The sequence below is a fragment of the Hymenobacter sp. BT18 genome, from assembly GCF_012273015.1.
Taxonomy (GTDB): domain Bacteria; phylum Bacteroidota; class Bacteroidia; order Cytophagales; family Hymenobacteraceae; genus Hymenobacter; species Hymenobacter lutimineralis.
The window spans coordinates 2,766,931-2,782,224 of the sequence record NZ_CP050954.1 but is presented as its reverse complement, the minus strand read 5'-3'; the positions used below and the strand labels follow the sequence as shown (position 1 = coordinate 2,782,224).

General features: G+C 59.7%; 13 protein-coding genes. 2 read left to right on the top strand and 11 right to left on the bottom strand.

Annotated elements, in window-relative coordinates; all coding sequences use genetic code 11:
• The first annotated feature begins 201 nt into the window (after positions 1 to 201).
• Positions 202 to 417, top strand: a complete 216-nt coding sequence (locus HER32_RS11800) for a heavy-metal-associated domain-containing protein (RefSeq protein ID WP_149069962.1) — start codon at positions 202 to 204, stop codon at positions 415 to 417.
• Between the two features lie 174 nt (positions 418 to 591).
• Entirely contained in the window at positions 592 to 1,128 is a 537-nt protein-coding gene (locus HER32_RS11795) for a hypothetical protein (protein ID WP_149069963.1), read from the top strand.
• Positions 1,129 to 1,167: 39 nt separating this feature from the next.
• Here HER32_RS11795 and HER32_RS11790 read toward each other — a convergent pair whose 3' ends face one another.
• The 11 genes from HER32_RS11790 to HER32_RS11740 all read right to left on the bottom strand — a co-directional run bounded on the left by HER32_RS11790 (position 1,168) and on the right by HER32_RS11740 (position 15,183).
• Positions 1,168 to 2,541, bottom strand: coding sequence for an ammonium transporter (locus HER32_RS11790; RefSeq protein WP_149069964.1), 1,374 nt, complete (start codon positions 2,539 to 2,541; stop codon positions 1,168 to 1,170).
• A gap of 103 nt (positions 2,542 to 2,644) precedes the next feature.
• Entirely contained in the window at positions 2,645 to 3,700 is a 1,056-nt protein-coding gene (locus tag HER32_RS11785; protein WP_149069965.1) for an outer membrane beta-barrel protein, read from the bottom strand.
• A 706-nt stretch (positions 3,701 to 4,406) separates the two neighbouring features.
• Positions 4,407 to 5,504 (bottom strand): AIR synthase-related protein, encoded by a 1,098-nt coding sequence (locus tag HER32_RS11780; RefSeq protein ID WP_168682002.1) that lies wholly within the window; start codon positions 5,502 to 5,504, stop codon positions 4,407 to 4,409.
• 144 nt (positions 5,505 to 5,648) lie between these two features.
• Positions 5,649 to 7,154, bottom strand: a complete 1,506-nt coding sequence (gene purF / locus HER32_RS11775; protein WP_168682001.1) for an amidophosphoribosyltransferase — start codon at positions 7,152 to 7,154, stop codon at positions 5,649 to 5,651.
• Between the two features lie 61 nt (positions 7,155 to 7,215).
• A complete protein-coding gene (gene purN / locus HER32_RS11770) occupies positions 7,216 to 7,935 on the bottom strand; it encodes a phosphoribosylglycinamide formyltransferase (protein WP_232066241.1) in 720 nt (239 codons plus the stop codon).
• On the bottom strand, positions 7,919 to 9,196 hold the full coding sequence (gene purD / locus HER32_RS11765) for a phosphoribosylamine--glycine ligase (RefSeq protein WP_232066240.1): 1,278 nt from the start codon (positions 9,194 to 9,196) through the stop codon (positions 7,919 to 7,921). Before purD ends, purN begins: the two co-directional genes overlap by 17 nt.
• Before the next feature lie 4 nt (positions 9,197 to 9,200).
• Positions 9,201 to 9,698, bottom strand: a complete 498-nt coding sequence (locus HER32_RS11760) for a GNAT family N-acetyltransferase (RefSeq protein ID WP_149069970.1) — start codon at positions 9,696 to 9,698, stop codon at positions 9,201 to 9,203.
• Between the two features lie 18 nt (positions 9,699 to 9,716).
• Positions 9,717 to 10,100, bottom strand: coding sequence for a nuclear transport factor 2 family protein (locus HER32_RS11755; protein WP_149069971.1), 384 nt, complete (start codon positions 10,098 to 10,100; stop codon positions 9,717 to 9,719).
• A 13-nt stretch (positions 10,101 to 10,113) separates the two neighbouring features.
• Positions 10,114 to 11,043: a phosphoribosylaminoimidazolesuccinocarboxamide synthase gene (locus HER32_RS11750; RefSeq protein ID WP_149069972.1), complete on the bottom strand. Its 930-nt coding sequence runs from the start codon at positions 11,041 to 11,043 to the stop codon at positions 10,114 to 10,116.
• 46 nt (positions 11,044 to 11,089) lie between these two features.
• Complete coding sequence (locus tag HER32_RS11745) at positions 11,090 to 12,151, bottom strand: phosphoribosylformylglycinamidine synthase subunit PurQ (protein WP_197748834.1); 1,062 nt, start codon at positions 12,149 to 12,151, stop codon at positions 11,090 to 11,092.
• Entirely contained in the window at positions 12,148 to 15,183 is a 3,036-nt protein-coding gene (locus HER32_RS11740; RefSeq protein WP_168681998.1) for a phosphoribosylformylglycinamidine synthase subunit PurL, read from the bottom strand. Before HER32_RS11740 ends, HER32_RS11745 begins: the two co-directional genes overlap by 4 nt.
• Positions 15,184 to 15,294 lie beyond the last annotated feature (111 nt).

The following is a 15,294-nucleotide window of genomic DNA, read 5'->3' as shown; positions in this document are numbered from 1 at the left end:
CTGCGGCAGACGCAAGAGTTTTGCTTGCTCATTCAGAGCCTCGACCTGGCACTCGGCTCGTAAAGGCAAAACTCTGCACGCTGTCAGTCAAAGTCTATACTGCCTTCGTTTACCATCGGGGCTACTTTTGTGTTGTTATAATACCTCACCCGCCCCGGGCCGTTTCTAACCGCTTCAGTGGCTTAACCCAACTTGCTTTGTATGCCGACTCTTCAATTCAAAACCAGCATCAATTGCGCCAACTGCCTGCGCGCCGTTACGCCTTTTCTTAATGCCGAGCCCAGTGTAGAAAAGTGGGCCGTTGATACAGCTACCCCGGCGAAGGTGCTGACGGTGGAAGGCACAAACGTCATTCCGGAACAGGTAATGAAGGCCGTAGCGCAAGCGGGGTTCGATATTGAGCCCCTGGCAGCCTAGCCACGGGCACTAAGCATGAAAGTCCCGTTCCGAGCGGGAACGGGACTTTTTGCTAAGCCAAGAGTTTACTTCCTGCCTGGGCGAAAGGAACTGCTGCTTACGCACTACCAAACAGCTGTTTGGCACGTATACAGTTTCTTTGCTTTTTGAGCCAACGCGTACCCACCCCCACCCATGAAATACCTTGTTTTGGTGCTTGGCCTGCTGGCCAGCCCCCGGGCAATGGCCCAGGAAAAGCCGTTCCAGTTTTCGCCACTGCCGCTGGATACCCGCACCTATCAGGTGTTGTACAGCGGCACAGTGCCGGTAGCCGCCAATGCGCCGGAGCTGTTGGCGCGGGCCCAAAGTTGGCCCGATGGTACTCCGTATCAGGCGACGCTTCGGCGCTGCAACCCCGAAACCGGCACCCTGAAAATGCGCGTGGACAGCCGCCACGGATTCGAAAACTATACCGGCCACCTCACCATACGCGTGGAGAATGGGGCGTATACGTACCAGCTTACCGACCTGGCTTACACTCAGCCTGACTATGCCCGGGCAGGTAAATACAGTGCCGGGGCCGTTACACAGCGCCTGGAAGCCCTGGTATATGCCCGGCCCAGCAAGTACCGCACCCGGAAGTTAGCCGAAGTACATTCCCGTCTGCAACGGCTACTGGAAAGCCTGCGCCAGGCCATGCACACCGAGGGACCAGACCTAGTAGCCCGCTAGGGGCGCGGCCAACACGAGGCTGACCGCACCACCTGTGGCTTACGAAACCAGTTCCTTGCGGTAGGTTTTCTCGAACTCTTCGTCGACGTGGTAGATGGACTCCTCGTGCTGGCTCAGGTCGAGGCCTAGCTCTTCGTCGGCTACTTTCACGCGCAGACCGAATAGTTTGTCGGTCAGCTTCAGCAGCACCCACGATACCCCGAAGGTGTAGGCAATGACGATGGTGAGGCCTAGCAGGTGGTAGCCGAATACGGTAGCCGTGCCGTTTACCAAGCCCACTTTAGCGGCGAAGACGCCCGTGAGGATCATACCCACAATGCCGCCCAGGCCGTGGCAGGGAAACACATCCAAGGTATCATCAAGGGTGGTGCGGTTTTTCCAGTTCACACCCATGAAGCTTACCGCCGAGCCAACCACCCCAATCAGGATGCTCTGGCCATAGTCGACGTAGCCGGCAGCGGGCGTAATGGCCACCAGGCCGACTACTGCCCCAATGCAGGCGCCCATAGCCGTGGGCTTGCCGCCCCGGCTTACTTCCAGCAGCATCCACACCACCAAGGCCGCAGCCGAAGCCAGGTTGGTGTTGACGAACGACAGCGCGGCCATTTCATTGGCACCCAGGGCCGAGCCGGCATTGAAGCCGAACCAGCCAAACCACAGCAGCCCCGTGCCCAGCAGCACAAATGGCACATTGGGCGTGGAGAAAGACGTTTCGCGGTGGGCCCGACGGGGTCCCAGCACCAGCGCCCCTGCCAACGCGGCAATACCCGCCGAGATGTGCACTACGGTGCCCCCGGCAAAGTCAAGCACACCCCACTTGCGCAGGAAGCCCTCAGGGTGCCAGGTCCAGTGCGCCAGTGGGCAGTAAATGAACAGGCAAAAGAGAATGATGAACGCCAGGTAGCCCTTAAAACGTACCCGCTCGGCAAACGAACCCGTAATAAGCGCCGGGGTGATGATGGCAAACTTCAGCTGGAAGGCGAAGAACAATACAAACGGAATAGCCGGCGACAAGGTAGGATGCGGAGCCGTACCCACATTGCGCAGCATAGCAAACGTGAGCGGATTGCCGATGATACCATGCCAGGAGTCGCCGTAGGCCAGCGAGAAGCCCACGAAGTACCACACCAGGGAAATCACGCCCAGAGCCACAAAGCTCTGCAGCATGGTGGAAATCAAATTTTTGGGCCGCACCATACCGCCGTAGAAGAACGAGAGGCCCGGCGTCATAAGCAGCACGAAGGCCGAGGCGGTGAGCATCCAAGCCACATCAGCGGCATTGAGTACATCGGTAGAAGAGGCCGACGGGTGCGGCAGGGGCACGAAGGCAGCCACCGCACTTAGCACGAACAGCACTATCAGCAGCAGCGTACCGTAGTTTAGCCTGGTCTTTGAGGAATGTGTGGTTTCCATACAAAAAGTAAAAAAGGTTGATTATGGACTAGCAGCACGTACCCGGTAGGCCGCGACGATGCGCGTTTCCAGCAGGTGTGAGGAGGCGAAAAAGTTGAGGAGGCTAGAATTTGTAGACGGCCGCCAGCAAGGCAGTAGTCGTGGATTTGCGCACGTTGCCGGCCGAGTTCACGAAAAGGCCGCCCGTTTGCTGCCCGCTATCCAGGCGCAGTTCGGGAATGAGCGTCAGGTTGTCTTTGCGCAGGTTGGCCGACAGCGTGGCCTCCAGAATGTCCTGGTCGAAGCCGAGGATATTTTTGCGGTCGGAGAAGTACTCGCCCCGCAGTGTGAATCCCAGCCATGGAGCCGGGTCGAAGTTGACGTAGCCCGCCGAGCCCCACCACGTGGTGCCCTTCTGCCAGCCGGTTTCCGTCCGCTCGCTGCGGTACTGCACGGTACCATTGTAGGAGAAGCTGAACTGCGGCGTGAAAGCGTAAGTAAGCACCACATCCCCCTGCTGCAGCCGTAGCGAATCAAGCTGGCGGCCACCCTGGTAGTTGAAGTAGGCTTTGATTTTATCGTCGCCGGAGCTGGTTCCCACCTGCGCAATCAGCACCTTGGGCATCGCGCTGGCGCTTTTCAGATCGGTTGGGTTAGCCACACCGGCCATCAGAGTGGTTTTGGGCGTGAGCTGGTAGTCGGCCTTAAGGCCCGTATGGAAAAACGGACCGTAGGAGAACATATAGCTCATGCTGTAATTCCGGTTCAGGTAGGGGTCTACCGACTCGTATCCGACGTGGGTGGCCCAGCTGCCAGCCGTCAGCTTCAGCTTTTCGGTGGGGCTGTACGTGAGGTACAGCTGCTTGATGATAAAGCGGGTTTTATCATCGGCGTAGGAGAATTCCTCGGCCCGCCGACCAAACCCAATATCCGCCACCATTCCTACTTTGCCAATGGTATGCTCGCCTTTCAGCGAAATCATGCCCAGCTCAAACGAATTGTGGCTGTTGGTAAAGCTGGTGAGGTTGTTATAGGGTGCGTCTTTGGGGTTCTGGAAATTGTACCGATAGTACACATCGGCGTAGCCGGAGAGCTTGTAGGGTGGCGCGTGCGCCGTTGAGTCGTTAGCGTCCCCGGCTAAAGGGGAGCACATAGCCAGCAAAGTGGTAAAGAGCAACATACCGTTTGGGTTAAGTGTGACACACAGCAAGGCAGCGCTCAGTCACGTCGAAACGCGACCAGCGGCTTCACTATTCTCACTTCCCGTAGTCAACTATAGCCCGGTGCCGGCGCGTCCGCGAGGTATGGCTGAGTACAGTCGGTGTATCCTGTTCAAAAAAATTGCTAACCGGTCCTGCAGTACCAGTGTAGTCCGAAGGGAAGATTTCGCTTGCCGCGGGGGGAGTTGGCAGGCAAGAGCAGCTAATTCAGAGCGGAAGCCCAGGGGGCACGGCTGCAATACACAGCCCCTTATAATCTGATGCCAATATATAAACACTGAATACATATATGCAATACTACCCTATAGATTTTTAGGTCATTTTTCTGAATTACTATCATTATTTGAAAATACCCCCTTCAAAAAAAGGCATTTTAACTATGCAAACGTTTTTCAATAATTCCAGCTGCTACAAGCATACCGGGGGGCTATGAACGAAAAGCCCCCGGCTTTTTATAGCCGGGGGCCCAAGACCTCCATGATGCCCGTAACGGTCTCCAGGAAGAACAGCAGAAACTTGCCAGTGGCACACCAAGCTGCCTGCGGCCAATCTGCGACTTGCGGAAGGCACATTTCACCGGAGGGCGCTGCGTATGCGTCCTCTGCTACGCAAAAGGGAGCGAGAATACATCCCGCTCCCTTTACCTTATAGTATGGCTACTGCCGATCAGGCATAGCGCAGTTCGCCAGCGTCCACCCGCAGCACTACTACTGGGTCAGCCGTGATGCGCCCAGCTACCTGGGCCTGATAGCCTTTCCCCTGCAGGGCCTCTACTACCGCTTCAACTCGTTCTTCGTCGGTCACGAGCAGCATGCCATTGCCCATGTTCCAGTAGAGGTAGGCTTCGGTAGGCGTGATGCCGGCCAGATTAGCCAACTCCTGCATAGCCGGCAGGGGCTCGAACAAGTTATCAAGCTCGGCGCCTACACCGTTTTTGAGTACGCGCTTAAAATTGTCGGCAATGCCGCCGCCCGTGATGTGAGCCGCTGCGTGCACGGGAAGCCCAGCATCCAGCACCGCTGCCACGCCGGGCGCGAAGATAAGCGAAGGCGCCAGCATCACTTCGCCCCAGGTCTGCCCCATTTCGGCCGCATCGGGGCCGGTGTAAGGGGCATGGTGCCAGGCTTCGCCGAAGGCTTTGGTGAGGGCGCGGCGGGCCAGGGAGTAGCCATTGGAGCGAAAGGAAGGCGAGCGGAGGGCTACCACGGCCTGCCCGGCGCGCACGTTGGCCCCGCTCAGGGGGCGCTCCAAGCTAGGGTGCAATACGCCCACGGCGGTAGAACACCAGTTGAAGTTCATTTTGGCGCCGGGGTAGCCGCCGATGCGGTTGCCTAGTTCGGCAATTTCTCCCCCCGTTACGGCCACTTGGCTGAACTGGGCCGCGTCGTGCAGGCCGCGCATGAGCTCATCTACCACCTCATAGTTGAGCGTGTTCACGTCGATGATGTTCGACAGGTTAGTAGGAATGAAGCCAGCCACCACCAGATCGTCGGCCACCATGGCAATCAGGTCGTAGCCCAGCGTGTCGTAGCGGTCCAAGCGTTCGGCTACTTCAATCTTGGTCCCGATGCCGTCGGAGCCGATGCCCAGGCGCTCCGCCCCAAAGCGGATTTCGTTGGAGAAGCCGCCTTGCAGATCCTGGGCCGGCTCGCCGGGCTTGCCAGCGCGGGTGGAGAAGGTTTTCTGGGCCCAGTGGTAAGCATTCTTGGAAGCGGCGTTGCCTTCTTCGATGGAATAGCCGGCAGTAGCTTTGAGGTCGTTCATCTGTAGAACTTAGAAATTAGAGCTTAGATAGTAGAACTTAAAACTGAGAACTGAGCTAATAGAGCCTAGAGGATATAGCCTGAAGAAGAGCCGTCGGGTTGCCTTTCGGTTCTAGGTTCTAAGCTCTCAGATCTTAGCTCTCTATCAATGCTCGGTTGGTTCGGGGGCTTTGGCACTCACGGAGGGAATCACGTCGGCGCCTTTCTTGTCGCTGCGGTGGCTTTGGCGCTCCTCCTGGATGTGGCGTAGGTACTTGGTTACGTCGCCGGTAGGGTAGTTGCCAGTGAAGCAAGCAAAGCAGTTGCCGCCGTGGCCTTTGTCCTCCGAAAACAGCTCCTGCAAATCCTCAATAGACTGGTAGATAACCTTATCGGCCTCGATGTAGCGGCAGATTTCCTCCTCCGTATAGTTGGCGGCAATCAGTTCCGTGCTCATGGCCATATCAATGCCGTAGATGCAGGGCGAGATAATGGGCGGGGCGCTGCTGATGAAGTACACTTCCAACGCCCCAGCCTCGCGCAGAATGCGCACAATGCGCCGGGAAGTAGTACCGCGCACGATGCTGTCGTCGACCACGGCAATTTTCTTCCCCTCCACGAACTCCCGTATGGGGTTGAGCTTCTTCTTGACGATGTCCTCACGGCCAGCTTGGCTGCTCACAATGAAGGAGCGGCCCATGTGGTTGTTTTTCACCAGAGCCCGGCGGTAAGGCACCCCAATGGCCTCGGCCAGACCAGAGGCCGCAAAGTACCCCGACGAAGGAACGTCGATGACCATATCGGGCTGTATCCCCGACTCAATAACCTTGCGGGCCAGCAGCTTGCCCAGCCGCACTCGCTCCCGGGCTACCAGGCGGCCATTAATGGTGGAATCTTCGCGGGCGAAGTAGATGTGCTCGAAGACGCAGAATTTTTTGGGCAGGCTGTAGGGGTTCTTGTAGTGAACCTTGAAGTCCTTGTCAATGAACACCGCTTGCCCGGGCCCTACATTCTTAATGAATTCAAAGCCGAGGTAATCGAAGCAGGTGCTTTCGGAGGCAAACGCATAAATCGGTCCTTTTTGGGTCTGGCGACGGCCCAGTACCAACGGCCGGATGCCCAGCGGATCGTTAAAGGCCAGCAGGCCGTGCCCGGCAATCACGGTAATGGTGGCGTAGGCGCCTTTCACCAGCTCCTGCGTGGTTTCTACCGAGTCGAAAATATCGACCACCGAGAGGTTGTCGAGGTTTTTCAGGCGCAGCTCCGAGGCAAAGGTGTACATGATCAGCTCCAGATCGTTGCTGGTCTTGGGCAGCACGTGGTACTTCTCGTGCAGGCGCTTGGCGGCCTGGCGGAAGTTGATGACGTTGCCGTTGTGCACCATGGCCAGCCCAAACGGGTAGCTGGTCGTGAAGGGCTGGGCCAGCTCGGCGTCGCTGGAGCCCTGGGTGGTGTAGCGGGCATGCCCGATGCCGATGTTGCCCTTCAGCTTCTTGAGCTGCTTGGGCCGGAACACGTCGGAGATAAGGCCGTTGCCCTTGCAGAGGTGAAAGTTGTCGTCGAAGGTGGCTATGCCGGCGGCATCCTGGCCGCGGTGCTGAAGCGCCGTCAGACCAAATACGATGTCGTGCGCAACGTCATCGGGGCCGTAAAAACCTACTATTCCGCACATGTTGAGTTGTCAGTTGCCAGTGACCTGTCCTGGGGCCGCTGCGATTGGGTGGTGGGTGGTACTACTGAAGCGCCTTGCCCCCCGGCCGCTTCTCCGAAAACGGAGAAGGTGAGCCAGGCGACAGCAGCGCCGAATGCGCGACCGGGGCAACAGAGGCCCCCGCCTCGGGGTGGGTAAGCGGTTTTTCCTGAATGAGCTGAGCCAAGGTATGTGCGTAGAGAAAATGCTCCACCGCCAGACCGCGGCGTTCTACCTCCGCCAGGGTATCGGCCCCGCGCAGGTCCACTGGCTGCTGGGCCAGAATGGGGCCGGTATCCAGGCCCTCATCAACCAGATGCACCGTGATTTTGGTTTCCGGAAGTTGGTTTTCGAAGGCCCACTCATAGGCGTGCAGGCCCTGGTGCTGGTGCGTATCGGCGGGGTGAATGTTGAGAATGCGGCCCACAAACGCCCGAATGAACGTGGGGGAGAGAATGCGCATATAGCCGGCCAGCACCACGTAGTCGGGCTGGTAGGCCTGCAACACTTCAACCACCTCGGCATCAAACTCGGCGCGCTTGCGGCCCTGGCTGCTGAGGGAGGCCGTAGGGCAGCCCATAGCGGCGGCCGTGGCCAGCCCAGGGGCATCGGGCTTGTTGCTGAATACCACGGCTACTTCAGCCAGCCCTTGCAGCACACCGGTCTGCACAGCGTTTACCAGGGCCACCATATTGGAGCCCCGCCCCGACAGCAAAATGGCCAGGCGCGCTTTGCGGGTGCGTTGATTACCAGTTGCCGGCAAGGGTAGGTTCCGGCCGCTGGCCGATATCGGTACGGATGTAGGCATCCTTAAATTTAACTCTTTCTGCTTCCCGATACACATGGGCCACAGCCTCTTCCAGCTCATCACCAGCGCCAACCAGCACCAATACCCGGCCGCCGCTGGTTACCAGCTCGCCCGCGGCATTGCGCCGGGTAGCGCCGTGGAAGGCCAGAATGCTGGGGTGAAGCTCGTCGAGGCCGGTGATGGGAAAACCTGTGGGGAAGTCGGCAGCGGGGTAGCCGCCCGAGGCCAGCACCACGCCCACGTAGCAGCCGCGCCGTTGGCGTACTGTCGTCTGCTGCAGCTTGCCATCCAGGGTCGCTTCAATAAGTTCGAGCAGGCTGCTTTCCATAGCCGGCAGCAGTACTTCCGCTTCCGGGTCGCCGAGGCGCACGTTGTATTCCAGCAGCTTCGGGCCCTGGGCCGTGAGCATGATGCCGAAGTACAGAAAGCCTTTGAAGTTGAACTGCTCGTTTTGCAGGCCGCGCAACGTGGGGTCCACGATGCTGGTGCGGATGGCGGCCAGCACGTTGTCGTCGGCAAAGGGCACGGGGCAATAGGCGCCCATGCCGCCGGTATTGGGACCTTGGTCGCCGGCCAGCAGCTGTTTGTGGTCTTGCGATGGGGCCAGCAGCCGCACGCGGTTACCATCCGTCACGCCGATGATGCTGATTTCGGGGCCCATGAGCTTTTCTTCGAGCAAGAAGCTAAACCAGCCGGTGTGCTGGAGCTGCAGATCGTCGAGGGCGGCCTGGGCTTCTTCCACGGAAGAGCACACGTACACGCCTTTGCCGGCGGCCAGCCCGTCGTACTTCACCACCACCTGCCCATTCAGCTCGTTGGCTTTGGCGCGGGCTTCGGCCAGCTTATCGCTGCGGTACTGCCACGACATAGCCGTGGCCACCCCGTGCCGCCGCATAAAGTCCTTGCTCCACACCTTGGAGCTTTCCAGCACCGCCCCGGCCCGCGAAGGGCCAAACACGCGGATATTGGAACCGGCAAAGTAGTCCACCACACCCGCCGCCAGGGGAGCTTCGGGCCCCACCACAATAAGCTTGACGCCGTGCTGCTCGCAGAACTGCTGAATGGCCGGAAAGTCGGTGGCGCTGATGTCGGGGTGGCTGTTGGGAATGCCGGCGTTGCCGGGCAGCACGTGCACGGTGGCCCCGTCGCGGGTCAGCTTCCAGGCCATGGCGTGCTCACGGGCCCCGCCGCCGAGGAGTACTATGGGTTTAGGCAAAAGACTAGTCATAAGTAGGTAGGTCGGCTGCGTCAGAAAAAGGCAGATGCTTGCCGAAGCAGGCAGAGTTTTCGCGGCCATGGTACTGGCCGTAGTTGGGGCGGCGCTGGTAGCCGTTCTTGAGGTAAAAGCGGCAGGCCTCGGTGTTGGCTACCCGGGTTTCCAGCCACAGCTCGGTGTAGCCGGCGCGGCGGGCCTCGGTTTCGAGCCGGTGCAGCACCGCTTCGCCAATGCCTTGTCGAGCGTACTTGGCAAACATGCGCTTCACTTCGCCAATACCCTCCGCTATGGGTCGCACTGCGCCGCAGCCTACGGCTTCCCCATCCTGGCGGGCCAGCAGGAAAATATAGCGCGGGTCAGCCGCGTGCCACTCCGTAAACGAGGCCCGCCCGTCGCTGCCGAAGCGCGTGCCCAGCTGCTCCGACAAGGCGTCGAGCAAGGGCTGCGCCTCCGCCGCCTGGGGCGAGGAAACGTCGAGCTGGATGGCGGTGGCGGTGGGCATATAAGCGTTAGCGCAGGATTAACTAATGTCGTCGATGGAGCTGATTAGCCCGTCAGCGAACTGGAAAACGGATTTGCCCTGCAGCTGCAGCGTGTCGCCCGGTTTGAGGCCGTTGGGAAACTCGATGGCAGCCACGCCGGTGTAGTCAATCAGCACTTCCACGCGGTTGTCCGCTATTTGCCAATCGGTGATGCGCTGCTCCCGTTGCGTGAAGTACTGCCGGGCTTGCTCAGCCTGCTGACGGAAGCTTTCCTTGCCGTTAGTTGTCAGGCTGACTTCGCCCCCGGAAATATTGCGGAACACCACGTCCTCGTGCAGATGGCGCACCATCCCGTCTGCATCGAAACGGTTGTACGCCTCGATGTAGTCTTGCACTAGTTGTTTGTGTTTCGCACTCTTCATTCGCTTCGTCTTATCAGGCACCTTTCATGATACCGGCGCGTACCAGGTTGCCGATGAGGCGGGCTTGCACGTCGTTGCCAGTAGTTTCGTCGCTGGTAGGTAGCGGGGCGCCCGTGATACGCTCGTAGATATCGAGGTAGCGGCGGGTGGCTTCGGCGGATACTTCGGGGGTTAGGGCGCGGGGGTACTGGCCGTCCTGCTTGTTGGCAATCAGCCACTGGCGCACGTACTCCTTGTCCATCTGCTCGGCCGTCTCGGGGTTCTTGGCGTAGTCTTCGGCGCTCCAGAACCGCGACGAGTCGGGCGTGTGGATTTCGTCAATCAGAATCAGCTCCCCGTCCAGCAAGCCAAACTCGTACTTGGTGTCTACCAGGATAATGCCGCGCTCGGCCATCCACTGCGAAGCGAAGTTGAACAACTCCAGCGCCTTCACCCGCATCTTCTCGTACAGCTCCGCCGTCACCCAGCCTTCCGACACCAGGTTCTCCGGCGTAATCTCGCGGTCCGACTCCTCTTTCGTGGTCGGCGTCACGATGGGCTCGGGGAACTGCTGGTGCTTGGTCAGGCCGTCCGGCACGGTTACGCCCGAGAACGTGCGCTGGCCCTGCTGGTAGCCGCGCAGCATCGAGCCCGTGAGGTAGTTCCGCACCACCATCTCCACCCGAATGGGCTCGGCCTCCTTGGCCAACGTCACGTTTGGGTCGAGCAGCGAAATCACGTGGTTCGGGATGATGTGCTGGGTCTTGTCGAACCAGAAAGCGGCCAGCCCGTTCAGCACCGCGCCTTTGTGGGCCACGGGCGTTTCCAGCACCGAGTCAAACGCCGAGAGGCGGTCAGTTACCACGATAAGCCGCTCACCGGAAGGGGCGCGGTACGAGTCACGAACTTTGCCGCGGTGCAGAAGTTCGAGCTGGGGGGTATCGAAGTGGTTGAGGGTGTTCATACAACGAGTTAGCAGCCGACGCTAGGCCAGCAGCTTGCGGAGGTGTCTAGGATGAAAACTGGCGGGCTTCCTGGGGTGTAGCGGTGGTTTGACGCTGGCTTTGCACGTGCTCCACAATGTTGCGGAACAAGCGCAGGCCGTCTCCTTCCTCACTCAGATTTGGGTTCACACGCTTGCGCCGGGCCCAGTCGGGGTGGTTGTAGAGCGAGAGGAAGGCCTCGGGGTGCGGCATCAGCCCGAATACCTGGCCGGTGGTGTCGGTCAGGCCGGCGCAGTTCAGGTCCGCACCGTTGGGGTTGTGCGGGTACACGTCCGTTGGCGAGCCGTCGAAATCAGTGTAGGCCAGGCAGTTCAGGGCGCGGGCTTCGATTTCGGCCAAAGTCTCTTCGCCTTTGATAATGAGGCGTCCTTCGCCGTGGCGCACGGGCACTTCCATTGAGTCGATGCCTTTCAGGAAAGGCGAGTTCGACTTCGGGTTGACTTTCAGGCGCACCCACCGGTCTTCGTAACGGCCCGAGGCGTTATGCGTCAGGGTTACTTCGGGCGTTACGTTACCGCTCAGGTTGGGGAGCAAACCTAGCTTCACCAGCACTTGAAAGCCGTTGCAGATGCCCATCACGAACTTGCCGTTGGCAATGAACTCCTTGATGTCGTCGAGTAGAGTACGGCCCTCGGCGTTTTTGCGGTAGCGCAGCTTATTGGCCAGCACCACGCCCGAACCCAGGTCGTCGCCGAAGCTGAAGCCGCCGGGGAAGTTCAGGATATCGTAGTCGTGAATGCTGACGTGGCCGTGCAGCACTTGGTTCAGGTGCACGATGGTTGGCTCGGCGCCGGCTAGCTTGTAGGCGGCGGCAAATTCCTCTTCGCAGTTGATGCCAAAGCCCGTCAGGATGAGGGCGCGCACGTTTGAGTTGCCAGTTGCCAATTGCCAGTTGCCAGGTTGTTCTCCTGATGATTTCAGGGGCTCGGTGCTTTCGTGGCCGCCGTCAATGCTCTTATAGCCGAGCACCGTCACGGAACCGTCGGCGTTGGTTTGCGCTGGTCCCGTTTCGTCGCGCTGCGGCATGGGCGGCGAATTCAGATCCGGAAATAATGGTTTCTCGTTCATGATATCTGAGCCGCTTCGTGCTGGCCGAAGCCGATAATTCTGTTTACTGGGCCATTCGTCCACTCGTGGCGCAGGGCCGCCGTGCTGGCCGAAATAACGGTTTGCCCGTTGTGGCGCACCGTGAGCTGGCTGTCTTGTGTCACCACGCCGAGGCGGGTAGCGCGGGCGCCGAAGTGCTGCTCAAAAGCCACCACATCTTCTGGCGCCACCGTGGCCACGAAGCGGGAGTGCGACTCCGAGAACAGCTGCGCCGACAGGCCTAGGCCAGTAGCGGGCAGCTCCACATCGGCGCCAAACCCATGCCCAAACGTGGCTTCCGCCAAGGCTACCGCTAGGCCACCATCCGATAAGTCGTGGCAAGACTGAATGAGGCCGTTGTCGTTGGCCTGGCCCATCAGCATGTAGAGGGCTTTGGCTTCTTCGAACCGCACCTTGGGTACGTTGGCGCCTAGCTCACCAAAGAGTTGGTAGAATTCCGAGCCGCCTAGCTCGTCGTAGGTTTCGCCCAGCAGGTACACCACGTCATCGGCTTGCTTGAAGTCGGAGGTGATGGTGCGGCGCACGTCCTCGATTTTGGCGGTCATGGAGTACAGGACCGTGGGCGGAACCGAAATCTTCACGCCATCGGCCTTGAAGTCGTTCTTCATAGAGTCCTTGCCCGAGGTGAGCGGAATGCAGTAGGCCGCCGTAGCATCGCGCAGGGCCTGGCACATGCGCACCAGCTTGGCCAGCTTGTGCTTGCCGTCGGGGTTGGTCGCGGGGTCGTACACCGAATCGGGCACGCAGAAGTTGTCGTTCACCGACCAGAAGTTGCCGTCGCCGTAGCTCAGGTTGGGCAGCTTCCCTCCCACCGCTACAATCTGGCGCACAGCCTCGTCAAACGCGCCGGCCGACATATCGTAGGCGTCCAAATCGCCGAAGCGGGGCAGAATACCGTTGCTCACGGCCACGCCTTCCCAGCTCTCGAAGTTGAAGCGCACCACGGCGGCATCCTGCGGCGCCTGCCCGGTAGCGCCCATAAGCGGCTTGATAATCGTGCGGCCCTTTACCTCGTGGTCGTACTGCCGAATCACCGATTCGCGGGAGCAGATGTTGAGGCTACCGAGCAAGCGGCTCAACACGTCGGTATAGTCGAGATCAGCGGGCAGTGAGGGCTCTTGGGCGGTAGGCTTGGTCCACTCGGCTTCCAGCACTTTGCGCGGCACGCCGTTGTGCAGGAACTCCATGTCAATGCGGGCCACCGATTCCCCGTCGAATCGCACGTCGAGGCTGCCATCGGAAGTAAAGTAACCGATGTCGGTCAGCTCCACTTCCATCTCCTGGCCTAGGGTCATCAGCTCGGCCATCTTACTCGGCTCCACCGCCAGCGAGAAACGCTCCTGCGACTCCGACACGAAAATTTCCCAGGGACGTAGGCCAGGGTATTTCAGGGGCACTTTCTCCAGCTCCACCACGGCGCCGCCGCTGATGGTAGCCAGTTCGCCAATGGAGGAAGACAAGCCGCCTGCACCGTTGTCGGTGCTGCACTTGATGAGGCCGCGACGGGTAGCCAGGATCAGGAAGTCCATGGCCAGCTTCTGGGTAATCGGCGAGCCGATTTGCACTGCCGTAGCGGGCGAGGTTTCGTCGAGCTCGATGCTGGAGAAGGTAGCGCCGTGGATGCCGTCTTTGCCCACCCGACCACCGGCCATGATGATGCGGTCCTGAGCGTCAATGTTCTTCTCCCACGAGTCGAGACCAGCCAGCTGCATAGGCATCACGGCGCCGGTGCCGCAGTACACCAGCGGTTTGCCAGCGTACCGGTCATCGAACACAATGGCGCCGTTCACCGTCGGTACGCCCGACTTGTTGCCACCATCCTCAATGCCCTTGCGCACGCCTTCAAAAATGCGTCGTGGGTGCAGCTGGTTGCTTAGCAAGGTGCCGTTGAACTCAGGGTTGCCGAAGCACAATACGTTGGTATTGAACAGTAGCCGTGCGCCGCCAATGCCCGTAGCCAGTGGGTCGCGGTTGTTGCCCAGTATACCGGTAATAGCTCCGCCGTAGGGGTCAATGGCCGAGGGCGAGTTGTGCGTTTCCACCTTCCACACAAACAACGACTCGGGGTTGATGCGCACAGCGCCAGCGTTGTCACTGAACACCTTGATCAGCCAGTCGTTGCCGTTGGCGCGGAGCTGACGGTCTACCTCGGAGGTAGCGTCTTTGATGTACGTCTTGAACAACGAGTCTACTTCAAACTCCTCGCCGGTGTCAGCATCGGTATACTTAATAACAGCGCTAAACTCCTTGTGCTTGCAGTGCTCCGACCAGGTCTGGGCGATGATTTCCAGCTCGCAGTCGGTGGGGTCTTGGGGCAGGCCGGCAGCTTGGCGCGCTTCGGAGATGCTGGTGTAATGGTCGCGCACGGCACGCATTTCCTCCAGGTTCAGGGCGTAAAGGTTGTCTTTCGACAGCTTCACCAGCTCCTCATCCGAGAGGCCTACCAGCGGCACTGTGTCCGTAATAGATTCGGCCCCACCGCCCGGCCGCGGCGTATAGTCGCGAATCTGGGCTATGGGGCCGACCTCGAAGCGGTTGATCATTTTGTTGCCGAGCAGGTCTTCGGCCAGGCGGCGCAGACTACTCTCCGGCAGCTCGTGCTCCAGGAAGTAGAGCCGTTTGCTGAAGATGTGCTGGGTATGGGTGTCCAGCGGCTGGTTCAGGAAGTCGCCGAGGGCGTTCTGGGCCGAGATGCCTTCGTCGTCGGTTACGCCGGGCAGCTTGGCTACCAGGATGTAGCTTTTGTATTCGGCGCCGTGGCGGAACTCGTCGAGGGCCACGTCGTGCAGCACGGGGTCCTGGAGGCAGTGGGTGGCGAAGTCGCGCAGTTGCTCGTCGCTCACGGGGTAGCGCACCGTGTAGAGAGCGGTGCTTTGCACCCGGCCGGTAGAGAGGCCTAGGTGGCGTTGGGCAGCTTCGGCTACGCGTTGGCCCTCGCCATCGTGTTGGCCGGGCTTGAGCAGAAGCTGTATGGTTCTTTGGGTAGAGTCCAAAAGGAGGTTGGTTATCTATTTTTCGGGTTTCCCACGCCTAGCGAACTTGCTATCGTGAGGAAGCATACCCACGCAGGGTACGCCGAAAATGCCTTGCCGCAGCGCCGATTA

Bases quoted from the DNA above. Each gene is read 5' to 3' on its own strand.
- HER32_RS11780 (WP_168682002.1), bottom strand. From the start codon at position 5,504: ATGAACGACCTCAAAGCTACTGCCGGCTATTCCATCGAAGAAGGCAAC.
- HER32_RS11800 (WP_149069962.1), top strand. From the start codon at position 202: ATGCCGACTCTTCAATTCAAAACCAGCATCAATTGCGCCAACTGCCTG.
- HER32_RS11755 (WP_149069971.1), bottom strand. From the start codon at position 10,100: ATGAAGAGTGCGAAACACAAACAACTAGTGCAAGACTACATCGAGGCG.
- HER32_RS11790 (WP_149069964.1), bottom strand. From the start codon at position 2,541: ATGGAAACCACACATTCCTCAAAGACCAGGCTAAACTACGGTACGCTG.
- HER32_RS11745 (WP_197748834.1), bottom strand. From the start codon at position 12,151: ATGAACGAGAAACCATTATTTCCGGATCTGAATTCGCCGCCCATGCCG.
- HER32_RS11785 (WP_149069965.1), bottom strand. From the start codon at position 3,700: ATGTTGCTCTTTACCACTTTGCTGGCTATGTGCTCCCCTTTAGCCGGG.
- HER32_RS11795 (WP_149069963.1), top strand. From the start codon at position 592: ATGAAATACCTTGTTTTGGTGCTTGGCCTGCTGGCCAGCCCCCGGGCA.
- purF (WP_168682001.1), bottom strand. From the start codon at position 7,154: ATGTGCGGAATAGTAGGTTTTTACGGCCCCGATGACGTTGCGCACGAC.
- HER32_RS11760 (WP_149069970.1), bottom strand. From the start codon at position 9,698: ATGCCCACCGCCACCGCCATCCAGCTCGACGTTTCCTCGCCCCAGGCG.
- HER32_RS11750 (WP_149069972.1), bottom strand. From the start codon at position 11,043: ATGAACACCCTCAACCACTTCGATACCCCCCAGCTCGAACTTCTGCAC.